Annotated in this window: 13 protein-coding genes and 1 pseudogene; 9 read left to right on the top strand and 5 right to left on the bottom strand. The window is 53.8% G+C overall.

Going from position 1 to position 14,208, the window contains the following annotated elements; all coding sequences use genetic code 11:
• Positions 1 to 24: 24 nt before the first annotated feature.
• Entirely contained in the window at positions 25 to 1,014 is a 990-nt protein-coding gene (gene mgrA, locus C2U41_RS14720; RefSeq protein ID WP_103849033.1) for an L-glyceraldehyde 3-phosphate reductase, read from the bottom strand.
• 181 nt (positions 1,015 to 1,195) lie between these two features.
• On the opposite strand from mgrA, the gene C2U41_RS14715 reads away from it, so the two are divergent.
• Positions 1,196 to 2,848, top strand: a complete 1,653-nt coding sequence (locus C2U41_RS14715; RefSeq protein ID WP_103849034.1) for an alpha-keto acid decarboxylase family protein — start codon at positions 1,196 to 1,198, stop codon at positions 2,846 to 2,848.
• On the opposite strand, the gene C2U41_RS14710 is transcribed toward C2U41_RS14715, so the two are convergent.
• The gene (locus C2U41_RS14710; protein ID WP_103849035.1) at positions 2,849 to 4,084 is read right to left on the bottom strand and encodes an ion channel protein; all 1,236 of its coding nucleotides are present in this window, start codon (positions 4,082 to 4,084) and stop codon (positions 2,849 to 2,851) included.
• A gap of 204 nt (positions 4,085 to 4,288) precedes the next feature.
• Here C2U41_RS14710 and glk point away from each other — a divergent pair, with 204 nt between their 5' ends.
• The 6 genes from glk (at position 4,289) to ptsP (ending at position 11,702) form a co-directional block, all read left to right on the top strand.
• Positions 4,289 to 5,254 (top strand): glucokinase, encoded by a 966-nt coding sequence (gene glk, locus C2U41_RS14705; protein ID WP_046670120.1) that lies wholly within the window; start codon positions 4,289 to 4,291, stop codon positions 5,252 to 5,254.
• A gap of 191 nt (positions 5,255 to 5,445) precedes the next feature.
• Positions 5,446 to 5,772: a PTS fructose transporter subunit IIB gene (locus tag C2U41_RS14700; RefSeq protein ID WP_003028254.1), complete on the top strand. Its 327-nt coding sequence runs from the start codon at positions 5,446 to 5,448 to the stop codon at positions 5,770 to 5,772.
• 20 nt (positions 5,773 to 5,792) lie between these two features.
• Entirely contained in the window at positions 5,793 to 7,040 is a 1,248-nt protein-coding gene (locus C2U41_RS14695) for a PTS fructose transporter subunit IIC (protein WP_003028252.1), read from the top strand.
• A 17-nt stretch (positions 7,041 to 7,057) separates the two neighbouring features.
• The gene (gene ypdF, locus C2U41_RS14690; protein WP_103849036.1) at positions 7,058 to 8,143 is read left to right on the top strand and encodes an aminopeptidase; all 1,086 of its coding nucleotides are present in this window, start codon (positions 7,058 to 7,060) and stop codon (positions 8,141 to 8,143) included.
• A complete protein-coding gene (gene ypdE / locus C2U41_RS14685; protein WP_103849037.1) occupies positions 8,143 to 9,183 on the top strand; it encodes an aminopeptidase in 1,041 nt (346 codons plus the stop codon). The genes ypdF and ypdE overlap by 1 nt, the downstream gene beginning before the upstream one ends.
• A gap of 23 nt (positions 9,184 to 9,206) precedes the next feature.
• The gene (ptsP, locus tag C2U41_RS14680) at positions 9,207 to 11,702 is read left to right on the top strand and encodes a phosphoenolpyruvate--protein phosphotransferase (RefSeq protein WP_048217293.1); all 2,496 of its coding nucleotides are present in this window, start codon (positions 9,207 to 9,209) and stop codon (positions 11,700 to 11,702) included.
• A gap of 43 nt (positions 11,703 to 11,745) precedes the next feature.
• Here ptsP and C2U41_RS14675 read toward each other — a convergent pair whose 3' ends face one another.
• The gene (locus tag C2U41_RS14675; protein WP_071524306.1) at positions 11,746 to 11,925 is read right to left on the bottom strand and encodes a hypothetical protein; all 180 of its coding nucleotides are present in this window, start codon (positions 11,923 to 11,925) and stop codon (positions 11,746 to 11,748) included.
• A gap of 154 nt (positions 11,926 to 12,079) precedes the next feature.
• Here C2U41_RS14675 and C2U41_RS14670 point away from each other — a divergent pair, with 154 nt between their 5' ends.
• The gene (locus C2U41_RS14670; RefSeq protein ID WP_032936527.1) at positions 12,080 to 12,463 is read left to right on the top strand and encodes a cupin domain-containing protein; all 384 of its coding nucleotides are present in this window, start codon (positions 12,080 to 12,082) and stop codon (positions 12,461 to 12,463) included.
• A gap of 37 nt (positions 12,464 to 12,500) precedes the next feature.
• Here the strand turns inward: C2U41_RS14670 and C2U41_RS14665 are convergent, their stop codons facing one another.
• Complete coding sequence (locus C2U41_RS14665; RefSeq protein WP_003839254.1) at positions 12,501 to 13,364, bottom strand: AraC family transcriptional regulator; 864 nt, start codon at positions 13,362 to 13,364, stop codon at positions 12,501 to 12,503.
• A gap of 15 nt (positions 13,365 to 13,379) precedes the next feature.
• A pseudogene (locus C2U41_RS30160) lies at positions 13,380 to 13,451 on the bottom strand (hypothetical protein); the annotation flags it as partial.
• Between the two features lie 116 nt (positions 13,452 to 13,567).
• Here C2U41_RS30160 and C2U41_RS14655 point away from each other — a divergent pair.
• Positions 13,568 to 14,200, top strand: a complete 633-nt coding sequence (locus C2U41_RS14655) for a DUF6904 family protein (protein WP_001567369.1) — start codon at positions 13,568 to 13,570, stop codon at positions 14,198 to 14,200.
• The last annotated feature ends 8 nt before the right edge of the window (positions 14,201 to 14,208 follow it).

Here is a 14,208-nt window from a genome sequence, read left to right as displayed (position 1 = left end):
TTAATAAATGTGTCTTTATTTCAATCAACTCAGGATAGCATCAATCTCCGCGCACTCTTCAGACGTAAAGTGACGGTTTGCCAGCATGCCGACAGCGTCTTCAATCTGCGCCGTTTTACTCGCGCCAATCAGCACTGACGTGACTTTGTCATCCCGTAACACCCATGCCAGCGCCATCTGGGAAAGCTTTTGCCCGCGTCGTTCTGCCAGCGCATTCAGCGCCCGCACCTTCTCCAGTTTCTCTGGCGTAATGTGATCCGGGTTCAGGAAACGGCTGCCGCTTGCCGCACGAGAATCCGCAGGAATGCCGTTCAGGTAGCGGTCGGTTAACTGCCCGCCTGCCAGCGGTGAAAAGGCGATACTGCCGACGCCTTTTTCCTGTAACAACGACAGCAGACCGCCTTCGACCCAACGTTCAAACATGGAATATTTGGGCTGGTGAATAAGGCATGGCGTACCTAAATCGTCGAGTATTTCAATCGCCTGCCTGGCAAGATCTGCCGGATAGTTAGACAACCCGACGTACAGGGCTTTGCCCTGACGGACGATGTGATCCAGTGCGCGCATGGTTTCTTTGAGCGGTGTTTCAGGGTCGGGGCGATGGTGGTAGAAAATATCGACATACTCCAGTCCCAGGCGCTTCAGGCTTTGATCGAGACTGGCAATCAGATATTTGCGTGAACCCCAGTCACCGTAGGGACCTTCCCACATGGTGTAGCCCGCTTTAGTGGAGATAATAAGCTCATCTCGCCACGGTAAAAAATCTTCCTGCAGGATCCGACCAAAATTCCGTTCTGCCGAACCCGGCGGTGGACCATAGTTATTTGCCAGATCAAAATGGTTGATCCCCAGATCGAATGCGCGCTGTAATAATGCCCGACTGTTTTCGATCTGTGTGGTATCGCCAAAATTGTGCCACAAACCCAGCGAGACAATCGGCAGTTTAAGGCCGCTCTGACCGCAGCGGCGGTACTCCATTGTCTGATAACGATTTTCATCTGCGTGATAAACCATGTCACCCCCTTCCACAATGCGTGTGTCTTTCAGTGTATACGGTTACACCGTCTATTCTTCAATGAATTTTTACCGCCAAAACTGTAAATCCTGCTTTCCACCCCTTCACAGCGACTTTCCTGGACAGTCATCACAGTTCTTCGATACTCAACATGAGGTTACCGTCAGAAGGATAGCTGTCATGCAAACCCCGTATTCCGTTGCTGATTATCTGCTGGACAGGCTGGCAGGCTGTGGCGTCGGCCATCTCTTTGGTGTGCCTGGCGATTATAATTTGCAGTTTCTTGACCACGTGATTGAACATCCCAACGTATGTTGGGTCGGGTGTGCGAACGAGTTGAATGCGGCTTATGCGGCAGATGGCTATGCACGGGTCTCCGGGGTAGGGGCGCTGCTCACCACGTTTGGTGTGGGCGAGTTAAGTGCGATTAACGGTATTGCAGGAAGTTATGCGGAATATGTTCCTGTTTTGCATATTGTTGGCGCGCCCTGTCGCGGTGCACAGCGTCGTGGGGAGTTGATGCATCACACGCTGGGCGATGGTGACTTTCAACATTTTTACCGTATGCAGCAGGCGGTGACGACGGCGAGCGCGGTACTGGATGAACAAAACGCCTGTTATGAAATTGACCGCGTGTTGCGAGCAATGCTCATCGAACGCAGGCCGGGCTATCTGATGTTACCTGCTGATGTGGCAAAACAGCCCGCCACACCACCGAATGACATCCTGATTGTTCCTCTGAGCGAGCCGGAGAGCAGTGTGGCAGAAGCGTTTCGCTACCATGCCCGTGAACGATTGCTGGACAGCCCGCGCGTCGCGCTGCTCGCGGACTTTCTCGCGCTACGTTTTGGTCTGCAGCCGGTTTTACAGCGCTGGATGGCGGAAACGCCGATGGCCCACGCCACGTTGTTGATGGGCAAAGGGCTGTTCGATGAACGTCATCCGGCGTTTGTTGGCACATACAGTGCCGGAGCCAGTAGCGATTATGTTCGTCTGGCTATCGAAGATGCCGACACGATATTTTGTGTCGGCACACAATTTGTCGACACCCTGACCGCCGGGTTTACGCAACAGCTACCGCAGGAGCGCACCATTGAGGTTCAGCCACATGCCTCACGGATTGGAACCAGCTGGTTTAACATCCCGATGGAGCAGGCGGTCACCACATTGCGGGAGCTGTGTCTGGAAATGTCGTTTTCACTGCCGCCAGAACGTCCGCCAGTTGCGCGCATTCAGGTTGAGAAGGGGCCTCTGACGCAGGAAAACTTCTGGCATACGGTGCAGCAGTATCTGGCGCCTAATGATATTATCCTCGTCGATCAGGGAACCGCCGCCTTTGGCGCGGCTGCGCTCTCATTACCTTGCGGGGCGGAAGTACTGGTTCAACCGTTGTGGGGATCGATTGGCTACGCGCTACCGGCGGCATTCGGCGCGCAAACGGCCTGTCCGGACCGTCGGGTGATCCTGATTATTGGCGATGGCGCGGCGCAGCTCACCATTCAGGAGCTGGGCTCCATGCTCAGAGACGGGCAATCACCCGTTATTTTACTCCTCAACAATGACGGCTATACCGTGGAGCGGGCTATACACGGGGCAAATCAGCGCTATAACGATATCGCCGCCTGGAGCTGGACGTTGGTGCCGCAGGCGTTTAGTCGTGAATGTCAGGCGGAATGCTGGCGGGTGACGCAGGCGGTACAACTGGAGGAAGTTTTGGCCAGGCTGTCCCATCCGCAACGATTGTCGTTAATTGAGGTGGTGCTACCGAAAGCCGATCTTCCTGAATTATTGCGCACGGTGACCCGTGCGCTGGAATCTCGCAACGGCGGATAGCTATTTATCAGAGCGTTCAGCGACCATCAACGGCTTGCCTGCCAGCAGCAGCCAGGCGGGCAGCATAACGATGCACAGCAGCGGCAGCAGGGTGGTATCTGGTACCACCACTGCTGCCATAAACAGACTCAGCCAGGCGTCGCGGGTGACGACCAGCACCAGCCCGAGGATAGAGCAAGAAACCGTGATGGCAGCCGGCACCGCTTCAACATGGGCGTGCAGCATCAGACCCAAGGCGACACCAACGAATACCGCCGGGAAGATTCGCCCTCCGCGAAAACCACTCGCTGCCGCAACTACTAACGCCGCCAGCTTAATTACGGCGAGCATGAAATAATCCGATGTCCCCAGCGTTTGGCTAAACGCCATCTGCTGCATTTCGTCCAGTCCCTTAAACAAGGTAAGCGGCCCGCCGATAACACCCAAAATTCCAAGGATAAAACCGCCTGCCCCGAGGATCAGTACCGGGTGTTTTAATCGATGCATTAAATGGTGCAAACGTGGCAGACACCAGACGGCTACCATTCCGGCAGCAATAGCGATTGCGGCAACAACCGCGCCGCTGAGGATATCGATCAAGTGCATCTGCGTGTAGTGCGCGATGGGCAGTGAAAAATGGGGGTGAAAAAACAGGCTGGTGGTTAGCGAACCCGCGGCCGCGGCCATTAACGGCGCGAACAGGCGATCCCACAAGGGCACATCGTTTGAGCTATTCAGCGTTTGCGAAAATATCAGCGCAGCGGCAACGGGGGTGCCAAATAGCGCGCCGATGGTGCCGGCAGAGGCGAGAATGGTCCAGTCCAGTTTCGCAATGCGGGGAAACATGCGGCTACCAAGTGCCACTGCCAGAGCGATATTTACGGTCATGATGGGGTGTTCCGGACCCAGACTGACGCCACCCGCGAGGCCAAGGATTAGCGCTGCCAGCAGGCCCGGTAGTGCTGACGTTGGCACCGGCATACCAATTAACGGTTCACAGGCCGGATCCGGACCTGCGTGACCATGGCTGTAACGGATAACTAACCCGACCATGATCCCCGTGAGCGTCAGCATACCGATAATCCAGACCGGAGAGTCTTGGGCTATACCGATGCTAACAGGCAGACGTTCCCACAAAAACTGCTGTAAAACGGAAGCCACTTTCATCACAACGATCAACACCAGGCTGGACGCTATGCCAATGATTAGCGCTGGGGTTGATAGCAAGAGCATCGTTCTGGCTCGCGGATGGAGCATTTTCTATTCCTTAAAACAGAGTCATAGCCATAGTTTGCACAGCATGCCTGACGGCATCGCTGCAAATGGTGCTGAAACGATAAAGTAATTGTGTGATCTGGATCGATTTTCCACGGGCATCAGCCTTCAGACCGTTGTTGTTATGTCCCCATGAATTTACAGTGTGGCAAAGATTTAATCTGACTTTAGCGGAGCAGTGGAAGAATGACAAAATATGCTTTAGTAGGGGATGTTGGCGGCACCAACGCGCGTCTTGCTCTGTGCGATATTGCCAGCGGCGAGATTTCGCAGGCAAAAACCTATTCCGGGCTTGATTACCCCAGTCTGGAAGCCGTGGTGCGCGTGTACCTGGATGAGCATAGCGTCAGCGTCGAAGATGGCTGCATTGCCATTGCCTGTCCGATTACTGGCGACTGGGTGGCAATGACCAACCATACCTGGGCATTCTCTATTGCTGAGATGAAAAAAAATCTGGGCTTTAGCCATCTGGAAATCATCAATGATTTCACCGCCGTGTCGATGGCGATCCCGATGCTGAAAAAAGAGCATTTGATCCAGTTTGGTGGCGCGGAACCTATTGAAGGTAAACCGATAGCCGTCTATGGCGCAGGAACCGGGCTCGGTGTGGCGCATCTGGTGCATGTGGACAAACGCTGGGTAAGCCTGCCCGGTGAAGGCGGTCATGTAGATTTTGCGCCTAACAGCGAAGAAGAAGGAATTATCCTTGAAGTCCTGCGCGCCGAAATTGGCCATGTTTCCGCAGAACGTGTGCTGTCTGGTCCGGGGCTGGTGAATCTGTATCGCGCCATCGTCAAATCAGACGGGCGGTTGCCGGAAAATCTGCAGCCGAAGGATATCACCGCACGGGCGCTGGAAGATTCCTGCATTGACTGTCGTCGGGCGCTGTCGCTGTTCTGCGTCATTATGGGGCGTTTTGGTGGCGATCTGGCGTTAACCCTTGGGACGTTTGGCGGTGTGTACATCGCCGGTGGTATCGTACCGCGCTTCCTCGACTTCTTTAAGGCTTCAGGCTTCCGCGGTGGTTTTGAAGATAAAGGCCGTTTTAAAGCCTACGTGCAGGATATTCCGGTGTACCTGATTGTGCACGATAATCCTGGACTACTTGGCGCAGGTGCGCATTTGCGTCAGACGCTGGGCCATATTCTTTAATTCTTCAATCAGAAATCTGCAAAACCGCGTAAATCACGCGGTTTTTTTATGCCTGCCGCCCACCTTTCCGACCTTCGTCACACTTCCTGATTGCTGGATTATTTGTCCAGTAAAAGCATTATTTGTCTGATAACGGTTGTTACTTTCCTCGGACCATAATTTCACTCGTTAACTATTACGAGGAAATAATTATGAGCAAAAAATTAATTGCCGTCTGCGCGTGCCCAATGGGGCTGGCCCACACCTTTATGGCGGCTCAGGCGCTGGAAGAAGCCGCGGTTGAAGCCGGTTATGAAGTGAAAATCGAAACCCAAGGCGCTGACGGAATACAAAATCGCCTGACGGCGCAGGATATTGCTGAGGCGACGTTAATCATCCATTCAGTTGCCGTAACTCCGGAAGATAACGAGCGTTTTGAGTCGCGTGATGTCTACGAAATTACGCTACAGGACGCGATAAAAAATGCTGCCGGCATCATTAAAGAGATCGAAGAGATGGTTGCCGCTGAACAACAATAATCATCGACAGGGAATTACGTATGGCCATTAAAAAACGCAGTGCAACCGTTGTGCCTGGCGCATCTGGTGCGGCAGCGGCAATAAAAAATCCACCGGCCTCCCGCAATAGCTTCTGGGGCGAACTTCCGCAACATGTGATGTCGGGTATTTCACGCATGGTGCCGACGTTAATTATGGGCGGGGTAATTCTCGCCTTCTCGCAACTGATCGCCTATAGCTGGCTCGATATTCCTGCTGACACTGGCATCATGGATGCGCTGAACAGCGGAAAATTTACCGGTTTTAATCTCTCATTACTGAAGTTTGCCTGGCTGTCGCAATCTTTTGGCGGCGTGCTGTTTGGTTTTGCTATTCCGATGTTTGCCGCGTTCGTTGCCAACTCCATAGGCGGCAAGCTGGCGTTTCCGGCGGGGTTCATCGGCGGGCTGATGTCTACTCAGCCGACACAGATACTGAATTTTGACCCATCAACGCTGCAATGGGTAACCAGTGCTCCGGTTCCGTCAACCTTTATTGGTGCGCTGATTATCTCGATTGTCGCCGGGTATCTGGTGAAGTGGATGAACCAAAAAATCCAGCTGCCTGATTTCCTGCTGGCATTCAAAACCACCTTTTTACTGCCCATTCTCTCCGCCATTTTCGTCATGCTGGCGATGTATTACGTGATAACGCCGTTTGGCGGCTGGATTAACGGCGGGATCCGTACTTTGCTGACGGCGGCTGGCGAGAAAGGCACGCTGATGTACGCGATGGGGATTTCCGCGGCAACGGCGATTGACCTCGGCGGCCCGATTAATAAAGCCGCAGGTTTTGTCGCCTTCAGCTTTACTACCGATCACGTTCTGCCGGTCACCGCGCGCTCTATTGCGATTGTCATTCCGCCGATTGGCCTCGGACTGGCCACGCTTATTGACCGTCGCTTAACCGGCAAACGCCTGTTCAGCGCACAGCTTTACCCGCAGGGGAAAACGGCAATGTTCCTCGCATTTATGGGAATCAGCGAAGGGGCGATCCCGTTTGCACTGGAAAGCCCCATCACCGCAATTCCTTCTTATATGGTTGGCGCCATTGTTGGGTCGACGGCTGCCGTCTGGCTGGGGGCCGTGCAGTGGTTCCCGGAATCCGCTATCTGGGCGTGGCCGCTGGTGACTAACCTCGGCGTCTATATGGCGGGGATCCTGTTAGGTGCGGTGATTACGGCGCTGATGGTGGTGTTCCTTCGCCATCTGATGTATCGCAAAGGCAAGTTGCTGATTGAAAGCCTCTGATTAAAAGGATTGTAACTATGAGCTTACTTGCTTCACTTCGCGACTGGTTAACGGCGCAACAACTCGACGCGATGCTGTTGTCATCACGGCAGAACAAACAGCCGCATATGGGGATCTCCAGCAGTTCAGGGTTTGTGTTTATCAGCCATGAAAGTGCGCATATCCTGGTTGATGCCCGTTACTACACCGATATTGCCACGCGTACTCAGGGCTATCAGATCCATCGGCTCGATGGAGCGCAGACGCTGTTTTCGCAGGTGAATCACATTATTGCGCACGAAAAGCTGCAGACGGTGGGATTCGAAGGTGAGCAAGTAAGCTGGGAAACGGCGAACGCGTGGTCGGACAAACTGCGCGCCCGACTGGTGAGCGCCGTACCGGATGTGCTCCGGCAGGTGAAAACGGCGCAGGAAATAGCCTGTATCCGCGAAGCCTGCCGGATAGCTGACCTCAGCGCGGAACATATACGACGCTTTATTCAACCCGGTCTCAGTGAGCGCGAAATTGCCGCTGAACTGGAGTGGTTTATGCGCACGCTCGGCGCAGATAAAGCTTCTTTTGACACCATTGTCGCCAGCGGCTGGCGCGGCGCGCTGCCACACGGCAAAGCCAGCGACAAACGTGTTGAGGCGGGTGAGTTCATCACGCTGGATTTTGGCGCGCTGTATCAGGGTTATTGCTCGGATATGACGCGAACCTTTCGCATCCCCGATGCGAACCAGCCAGCGGAAGAAAACGCGCTGTTTGCCGTGTACCAGATTGTCCTTGCGGCGCAGCGTGCCGCGGTGGCGGCAATTCGACCAGGTGCGCGATGCAATGAGGTAGACGCCGCAGCCAGGCGGGTCATTACCCAGGCGGGCTATGGCGATGCATTTGGTCACAACACCGGACATGCTATCGGCATTGAAGTGCATGAAAATCCACATTTTTCCCCCGCTGACACAACACCTCTGGTCGCTGGCATGCTGCTCACCGTTGAGCCGGGTATTTATCTGCCGGGGCAGGGGGGGGGGCGTATTGAAGATGTTGTGCTGGTTACGCCTGACGGCGGAGAGGTGCTCTATACCATGGCGAAAACATTGCTACACACGGGAGAGGCGTAATGGATTTATCGTTACTAAAGGCGCTGAGCGAGGCGGACGCGATCGCCTCGTCAGAACAGGAAGTGCGGCAGATCCTGCTTGAGGAGGCGGATCGTCTTAATAAAGAGGTGCGCTTTGATGGTCTGGGATCGGTGCTGATCCGTCTCAATGAATCAACCGGTCCGAAGGCGATGATCTGCGCGCATATGGATGAAGTGGGATTTATCGTGCGTAGTATTTCCAGCGAAGGGGCGATCGATGTATTGCCGGTGGGAAATGTGCGTATGGCGGCCCGACAACTGCAGCCGGTGCGGATCACCACCCGTGAAGAGAGCAAAATTCCCGGTCTGCTCGACGGAGAGCGCTGCGGTAATGAGGTCAATACGCTGCGGGTAGATATTGGCGCGCGATCTTATGATGAGGTACTCCAGGCCGGCGTACGCCCCGGCGATCGCGTCACATTCGACACAACCTTTCAGGTCTTGCCGCACCAGCGAATCATGGGCAAAGCCTTTGATGACCGTCTTGGATGTTATTTGCTGGTGGCGCTACTGCGTGAATGGCATAACGCCATCCCTCCTTGCGAGGTCTGGCTGGTGGCCAGTTCCAGTGAAGAAGTGGGACTGCGCGGAGGACAAACGGCTGCACGCGTTGTCGCACCGGATGTGGCATTTGTGCTGGATACCGCCTGCTGGGCCAAAAACTTTGATTACAGTGTGGCCAACCATCGGCAGCTCGGCAAAGGTCCGATGCTGGTGCTGAGCGATAAATCGCTGATTGCACCGCCAAAGCTGACGGTGTGGGTTGAAAGCGTGGCCGCTGACGCGGGTATTTCCCTGCAGCTCGATATGTTCAGTAACGGCGGCACCGACGGCGGGGCGGTGCACGTACGCGGCACAGGGATCCCAACGGTTGTCATGGGACCTGCCACACGGTATGGACATTGCGCGGCGTCGATTGCCGACTGCCGGGACATCATCCAGACGCAGCAGCTGTTGTCGGCTCTTATTTCACATCTTACGTGCGAAACCGTGGCTCATCTGACGGATTTCAGGTGCTGATTTCGCGCTAATCAGGAGTTGTTATGCTAACGATTCAATTTCTTTGCCCGTTACCCAATGGTCTGCATGCGCGTCCGGCGTGGGAGCTGAAAGAACAGTGCAGCCAGTGGCAAAGTGAGGTGGTATTTATTAATCATCGCCAGAATGCGCGGGCGGATGCGAAAAGCTCGCTGGCGCTGATAGGTACCGGAACGCTGTTTAACGACAGTTGCAGCCTGACCATTACTGGTCGCGATGAAGAACAGGCCCGGCGAGCGCTGGAGGAGTACCTGCAGCACCGGTTTATTGACAGCGATAGCGTTCAGCCGACCCCGGCGGAACTGGCGGCGCACCCGTTGCCGCGTTCGCTGATTCGCCTCAACCCGGACCTGCTGTACGGCAGCGTGCTGGCAGGGGGCGTGGGAGCAGGTACGCTCACGCTTTGGCAGAGTGATAACCTGGAAAGTTATCGTGAGATTGCGGCGAGTGCGGAAGACAATACCCGGCTGGAGCATAGTCTGGCGACGCTTGCCGAACAGCTCAATCAGCAGCTGCGCGAGCGCGACGGCGAGAGTAAAACCATCCTTAGCGCGCATCTGTCTCTGATTCAGGATGACGAGTTTGCCGGGAATATTCGCCGCTTAATGCTGGAGCAACATCTGGGGCTAGGGGCGGCAATCATTGCCAATATGGAGCTGGTGTGCGACAAGCTGTCGGCCTCCGGTAGTGATTACCTGCGCGAACGCGTTAGTGATATCCGTGATATCAGCGAACAGTTGCTGCACATCACCTGGCCTGAAAGACGACCGCGCAATACGCTGGTGCTGACTAAACCAACGATTCTGGTTGCTGAGGATCTGACGCCCAGCCAGTTTTTAAGCCTCGATTTGCAGCATCTGTCTGGCATGCTCCTGGAGAAAACGGGGCGCACTTCGCATACTCTGATCCTTGCCCGTGCGTCAGCTATTCCGGTACTTAGCGGCTTGCCGCTGGCGGCCATTAACCGGTATTCCGGGCAGCATGCGGTACTGGATGCCCGATGTGGGGTATTAGCCATCAATCCAGACGATGCCGTTCGCGGCTATTACGCGATTGCGCAGAAGCTGGCCGATGAATGCCAGCGGCGGCAGGCGCTTGATGCCGCCCAGCCTGCGTTGACCAAAGATAATCAGCGTATTGATGTTGCAGCGAATATCGGTACCGCGCTGGAAGCGCCGGGAGCGTTTGCCAATGGTGCGGAAGGGATTGGGCTGTTTCGTACTGAAATGCTGTTTATGGACCGCGACAGCGCACCTGATGAGCAGGAACAGTTTGAAGCCTACCAGCAGGTCTTACTGGCCGCGGGCGACAAGCCGGTTATCTTTCGCACCATGGATATCGGCGGCGATAAGAACATCCGCTATCTTAATATTCCGCAGGAAGAGAATCCGTTCCTGGGCTATCGCGCGGTGCGGATTTATCCGGAGTTTGCCGGGCTTTTTCGCACTCAGTTGCGCGCGATTTTACGGGCGGCGACCTTCGGCAATGCGCAACTGATGATCCCGATGGTGCACAGCCTCGACCAGATTTTATGGGTAAAAAGCGAACTGCAAAAAGCGTTGGTGGCGCTGAAAGCGGACGGCTTACGTCATGCTCCGACAATCTCATTGGGGATTATGGTTGAAGTCCCTTCGGTGTGTTACATCATCGACCATTTCTGTGATGAGGTGGATTTCTTCAGTATTGGCTCAAATGACATGACCCAGTATTTGTACGCCGTTGATCGCAATAACCCGCGCGTTTCGCCGCTGTACAACCCGATTACGCCGTCGTTCCTGCGCATGTTGCAGCAGATTGTTCGCGTGGCGCACGAACGCGGTAAATGGGTGGGTATTTGCGGCGAACTGGGCGGTGAAGGACGTTATTTACCGCTGCTTCTGGGCCTCGGGCTGGACGAGCTGAGCATGAGCAGCCCACGTATTCCGGCGGTAAAAAGCCAGCTTCGTCAACTGGACGGTCGGGCATGTCGTGAGCTCGCCATGCAGGCCTGCGAATGCCGTAGCGCTCAGGAGATAGAAGATCTGCTAAACCAGTTTGCACCGCAGAAAGATGTGCGTCCGCTGCTGGCGCTGGAGAACATCTTTGTCGGCGAATCTCTGAGTAACAAAGAGCAGGTGATCCAGTTCCTGTGCGGCAATCTTGGCGTTAATGGACGGACTGAACATCCGTTTGAACTGGAAGAGGATGTCTGGCAGCGCGAAGAGATCGTCACCACCGCCGTCGGCTTCGGTGTGGCTATTCCGCACACGAAATCCCAGTGGATCCGCCATTCCAGCATCAGCATTGCCCGGCTTCTGCAGCCCGTTGACTGGCAGTCTGATATGGGTGATGTGGAACTGGTGATCATGCTGACGCTGGGTGCTGATGAAGGCATAAACCACGTGAAGGTCTTCTCGCAGCTGGCGCGCAAGCTGGTGAACAAGCAGTTCCGCCAGTCGTTGTTTGCCGCTGAAAATGCTGAGAGCATTCTTGCGCTGCTGGAGGCAGAACTGACGTTTTAAGTTTGACAGCAAGAGTGGATAAGCGGGTCAGAAAGGGAAATTATCAATCAGAGAACGGTAGTTTCCCGGCCCTCAACAGAGTCATCTCTTGCTTGCAGAGCAGAACTACCGCCTGGCGACCTTTAACACGGCGGGAGGTCAGGGCTCTTTTCACGGTCCGACGATCCGCACCTGATTCCAGCATCTGAAAACACATCAGGGAGAGTGCACGTCTGTTCTTCATCGTATATTCACTTTATTGAGTAAGCCTGCAGGGTTTAGCTAAAGGCCGTTATTTTACAACGATCCTGGCTGAGATTACGAATCGTACAATAAATGACCGCTGCTGATATAATTTAAGAGCGGCCATGCGCGTAATCAACCTAAGGAGGTGCGCAATGGACAAAGCAGAAGTGAAGTCATTTGGTCTTCCAGACGAAGTTCGTGAGTTCCCTCACGGGCGACTGGAGCTTCTCGATGTGGGAGGTGCAATCGTCGGCCGTGCGGTCCTGGAACCAGGCTGGCGGTGGTCTACGTCAGTTCAACCTATCGCTGGAACGAAGAGTTGCGAAGCCCCTCATTTTCAGTACCACGTTTCCGGTGTGCTGCGGGTAAAAATGGATGATGGCAGCGAATTTGATTGTAAGCCCGGTGAGCTGTCGCGCATTCCTCCAGGCCATGATGCCTGGGTGGTTGGCGATGAATCCGTGGTGATTGTTGATTTCCAGGGAATGGTCAATTGGGCTAAACACACAGGCATCGGCTGTAACGACTCACCATAAAGCAAAGATGCGGCGGCCCTGGCAGGTGTTGACATAATCAACGCGCTGACTGAAAACGCGCGCCGTACTCTCCCGGCGTCAGGCCAAACTGACGCCGGAACAGGCGGCAGAAATAATCACTGTCATGGTATCCACACCGCTGTGCGACTTCGCTAATCGACAGATGGTATTTCTGCAAGATAATGCGCGCCTTCGCCATTCTTACCCACCGCAGATACTCGACGAACCCCATAGTGCCGTGCTGGGCAAACACTTTTGACAGGTGATTGGGTGTGATATTAAAAAACTGCGCCACGCTTTCGCGAGTCAGCGGCTGGGCATAGTTATCTTGTATCCAATTACACATACTATGATAGAGAAATTCAGCGCGTGGGCGCTCAGTGTCTGGGCGGGTATTCACCACGCTACGACACAGATGCAGCAGACTAAGCACCAACGGCTGAATGATATCCTGGGCCTGAGGAGAGCGGCTTAAATGCGTTAATGCGGTGAGCATCGCCTCGCCTTCGCCGCGCTGTGGATGGGGTAACTCAATACGGCGTACCGGACGAAGCAGCGATGCGGTTCGATTATCGTAAAAAGAGAGTCCCAGCCATGCCGGAGAAAAAACCAGGCTCAGCAGCATCACGGGTTTGTCGCCGCCGGGCAGATTGGCCGCTTTCGCCGGGATAAACAGCATGTCGCCTTCTGCCAGGTTATGCTGCTGTTTTTGCAGTTGGTTGCTGTATTCCCCACGTAGCACGATATCAAGGCGCGGAAGATCAATACATAAACTGCCGGTCGGTAACGTGGTGGGCTGGGTTGCGAACCACACGTGCCCCAGACGCTGTGGGTTTAACACCAGGCCACTGAACAGATCGGCGAAAAACTGTTGGTCTGCGGGAAGGCCTGGCTCTTTCATCGCTCTTTCTCTGCGCTATAAGTGCATTAACTGTCTGAACTCTTTCACTTTACTCCGACTAACCGGGATTTCAAATTCCAGATCTTTTGTCAAGGCTCAATTGAAATGTCCGTTATCCAGCTCAATTAAAATGACCACTTTGATCTCTCATTCTCTTTACTGATAGACTTTCCTCCGACTGAAACAACAGGATGATTGAGCCCATGCTTCGATACGAGTTAACGCCGAACAATGCAGGTTTTATACTGTGGGGAGATTCAGAAGCCCTGAATGAATTACATGAACTCATTCATTACATCGTGGATGAAAGCCCACTGATTAAAGTTAAAGACGGATTTATGTTATCCCTTGCCTATGATATTCGTAAAGCACGGGAAGGTAATCGTCGTGTTGAGCAACATCAGTATGATCAACATGATACATATAAGCTTTATGGTGTTGAGCTTTTATGGCCTCTGGTCCTGGTACAGTCCTCAATACTCAGAAACTCAATGGGTTATATTCAGACAGACAAAAACCAGCTGTCTGTCATGTATGCCTTTGAATACCTGATAGAATCAGCATTAACAGAGTCTGAGAGAACAACGTCGAATGATATTATGCTAACAGTAAAATATGCATCAGACTCTGATTTTAATTTCATTGAGGATAATATTGACAGCAGGTGCTGCTATTTTATCAGCCTATCTCCGGAGCAAAGAAAAAAGCAGTTAATCAGTATTGTTCGTTCTTTTCATTCATTATGGGGTAAGTATGCCCGTGAAAAGCAGGACATAAAGATGCTGAACGAAATGAATAATACATCATGGGTCTGGCCGGACAATATCAACTGGTGAGCAACCAC

Source organism: Citrobacter freundii complex sp. CFNIH4 (assembly GCF_002934505.1).
Classification (GTDB): Bacteria; Pseudomonadota; Gammaproteobacteria; order Enterobacterales; family Enterobacteriaceae; genus Citrobacter; species Citrobacter freundii.
The sequence above is the reverse complement of the archived record's forward strand: the minus strand, read 5'-3'. Positions and strand labels throughout refer to the sequence as shown.

What these genes read in the sequence shown, in the direction of transcription:
- mgrA (WP_103849033.1), bottom strand. Translation starts at nt 1,014, where the DNA reads ATGGTTTATCACGCAGATGAAAATCGTTATCAGACAATGGAGTACCGC.
- C2U41_RS14715 (WP_103849034.1), top strand. Translation starts at nt 1,196, where the DNA reads ATGCAAACCCCGTATTCCGTTGCTGATTATCTGCTGGACAGGCTGGCA.
- C2U41_RS14710 (WP_103849035.1), bottom strand. Translation starts at nt 4,084, where the DNA reads ATGCTCCATCCGCGAGCCAGAACGATGCTCTTGCTATCAACCCCAGCG.
- glk (WP_046670120.1), top strand. Translation starts at nt 4,289, where the DNA reads ATGACAAAATATGCTTTAGTAGGGGATGTTGGCGGCACCAACGCGCGT.
- C2U41_RS14700 (WP_003028254.1), top strand. Translation starts at nt 5,446, where the DNA reads ATGAGCAAAAAATTAATTGCCGTCTGCGCGTGCCCAATGGGGCTGGCC.
- C2U41_RS14695 (WP_003028252.1), top strand. Translation starts at nt 5,793, where the DNA reads ATGGCCATTAAAAAACGCAGTGCAACCGTTGTGCCTGGCGCATCTGGT.
- ypdF (WP_103849036.1), top strand. Translation starts at nt 7,058, where the DNA reads ATGAGCTTACTTGCTTCACTTCGCGACTGGTTAACGGCGCAACAACTC.
- ypdE (WP_103849037.1), top strand. Translation starts at nt 8,143, where the DNA reads ATGGATTTATCGTTACTAAAGGCGCTGAGCGAGGCGGACGCGATCGCC.
- ptsP (WP_048217293.1), top strand. Translation starts at nt 9,207, where the DNA reads ATGCTAACGATTCAATTTCTTTGCCCGTTACCCAATGGTCTGCATGCG.
- C2U41_RS14675 (WP_071524306.1), bottom strand. Translation starts at nt 11,925, where the DNA reads ATGAAGAACAGACGTGCACTCTCCCTGATGTGTTTTCAGATGCTGGAA.
- C2U41_RS14670 (WP_032936527.1), top strand. Translation starts at nt 12,080, where the DNA reads ATGGACAAAGCAGAAGTGAAGTCATTTGGTCTTCCAGACGAAGTTCGT.
- C2U41_RS14665 (WP_003839254.1), bottom strand. Translation starts at nt 13,364, where the DNA reads ATGAAAGAGCCAGGCCTTCCCGCAGACCAACAGTTTTTCGCCGATCTG.
- C2U41_RS14655 (WP_001567369.1), top strand. Translation starts at nt 13,568, where the DNA reads ATGCTTCGATACGAGTTAACGCCGAACAATGCAGGTTTTATACTGTGG.